Source organism: Streptomyces sp. NRRL F-2664, assembly GCF_000719345.1.
Lineage (GTDB): Bacteria > Actinomycetota > Actinomycetes > Streptomycetales > Streptomycetaceae > Streptomyces.
The window spans coordinates 1-2,008 of record NZ_JOFX01000175.1 but is presented as its reverse complement, the minus strand read 5'-3'; the positions used below and the strand labels follow the sequence as shown (position 1 = coordinate 2,008).

The 2,008-nt window shown below is 65.3% G+C and carries 2 protein-coding genes and 2 pseudogenes; 1 reads left to right on the top strand and 3 read right to left on the bottom strand.

Annotated features, from left to right (window positions below):
- A pseudogene (locus tag IF89_RS48755) lies at nt 1–99 on the bottom strand (helix-turn-helix domain-containing protein); the annotation flags it as partial.
- Nucleotides 100–401: 302 nt separating this feature from the next.
- Nucleotides 402–551: pseudogene (locus IF89_RS50040) on the bottom strand (IS630 family transposase); the annotation flags it as partial.
- Nucleotides 552–1,095: 544 nt separating this feature from the next.
- Here IF89_RS50040 and IF89_RS50035 point away from each other — a divergent pair.
- Entirely contained in the window at nt 1,096–1,347 is a 252-nt protein-coding gene (locus IF89_RS50035) for a transposase (RefSeq protein ID WP_158718124.1), read from the top strand.
- Here the strand turns inward: IF89_RS50035 and IF89_RS47320 are convergent.
- On the bottom strand, nt 1,320–1,499 hold the full coding sequence (locus IF89_RS47320) for a hypothetical protein (protein WP_199820635.1): 180 nt from the start codon (nt 1,497–1,499) through the stop codon (nt 1,320–1,322). The two genes, IF89_RS50035 and IF89_RS47320, sit on opposite strands and share 28 nt — an antisense overlap.
- Between the last annotated feature and the right edge of the window lie 509 nt (nt 1,500–2,008).

Below are 2,008 nucleotides of genomic sequence, written 5' to 3'. Positions count from 1 at the left end.
GTAGGCGTGGGCGGTGCCCACACTGATCCCGAACCCGCCCGCGATCTGGGTGAGCGTGTCGTTCTTCTTCAGGTACACCAGTGCGGCCAGGGCACGCTGAAAGAGGAAGCGGCCGACCGCACCACGGCGAACGGTTCGCCGGACGGGCCACACGACGGTGCCGCTCTGAGCGGAGCGCCCACGACGGGCCCGGCCACATCGCGGCAGCAGCTGCTCCCCCTTGACCACTCCCCGGGCGGCGCGGTCTCCTCACGCTGCCGCATCCGTGACGCCTGCTCGACCCGCTGCCGGGCCTCCTCGGCGGCGCGCTCGGCAGCGGCGCGGGCCTCCTCAACCTCGCGGGCCTCCTCCGCATGGATGCGCTCCACCTCGGCCTCGAAGCGGGCGCGGGCGTCGTCCGGCTCGTAGGCCGACTTCAGGCTCGCCCGCAGCCGCCGCGCGACCTCCGGTGGCTTGATGTTCTGCTCGAACAGCTCGGCCGCCTGCACCCGCACCGCTTCCCTGCGCCGCCGCCCCGCAACGGTCAGCCCGCCCCCATCCGCATACCTCATACCCCCACCAGATACAGCCACCGCTCCCAGCACTTCAGGAAGTCCGCAAAGATTCACCCTGACGAGCAGAAGTCAGTAAGAGCCTGATGGGCACTTCTGTGGGTCAACCAACTTGGCAGGATCTTGGGACGAATGGCGCGCCGCCGTTGCCAGGATTAACGGTGCCACTGTGGCCCTCTGTCTGAGCGACGCCGGAGATATACGCTCCAGGAGGTGCTGTGCACGATCCTGGACCGTCGGCAGCTGCCGCTATCCCGCTCACGCCAAGCGTCAGACCACCTAGCAAGACGACCACACCGCACAAACGTCGAATTGTTGATCGCATTTTGACCATCCTTGCTTGCCACCGCCCGGTGCTTCGCGACATTCTGTCCGGGCCTTAACTCTTCTTAAAGCGTAAACTTTGTACGTGTTATGGGCAATACGGGCCTATCCTGCAGTCGCAGCCACTGAGTCTTTGCCAGTAACGGATGGGCCTTGACCCTTGATCCTGGACACACGAGACACTGGATCCTGAGGATCTGAGAACGAACATCTCGTGGTCATGAGGAACTATCCGCCGCAGTTCAAGGCGGACGCGGTCGCGCTGTACCAGTCGCGGCCTGAGGCGACGATCAGGCAGGTCGCCGCCGATCTGGGGATCAACCCCGAGACCCTGCGGAACTGGGTCCATTCTTCCTCGCGCCCATCACCAAACGCCACCCTCAACCAGACAAAATGTCCGACTACTTTCACGCACCACCGCTCACCAGCAGTAATAGCCCCTCGTCACACCTTCAACAACCACACACAGTAACCAGACGCACCAACACAGAAAGATGATGCGCCGCCTTCACAGCGCCGAAAGCGCGCAGGCCCGAGCCGAACGGTGTCGGCGGCGCGCAGGAGGCGGTCGGTGTCCTCGCCGGGCAGGTCGGCGGCGCGGGCGATGCCCAGGGACACGGTCATCGGGAGGGTGCGGCCGTCGTGGGTGAGGGGCACGCGGGACGCACACGGCGCCTCGCCGTGCACGGCATGTTCAGCGTGTGCCATCTGCCCACGCGTCTGCGCTCCCGCACCGTGGGCACGGGCAGCAGCTAGCCGTCGGCATCTGACGGCATCACCGCCCACACCCGGCTACCAGCCTACCCATCTATCCGTCGCACCCTGAGCCGCCAAAGCCAGTAACAGCCTGCCGCGTCCGTGTCTTCGCTGGTATGAAAAACAGCTCCCAAGAAGCTCCGTCGGGCGCAGATGCCCGACGGAGCTTCGGCACGTCCGGTCACACTCCGGACCTCACCGGCTCGCCGATATGATCAATACGACCCTCTCGGCGAGCCCTGGGGACAGCAACGGTCATGCGCCCTGGACGATGAGGTCCTCAGAGGGCGTTTCATCCCGTTGTTTCATCCCAGATTGCCGTGTTGAGGGTGGTTCACGCACCGCGCCAGGTCGGGGTGGATTCCGTTGTCAGGCGG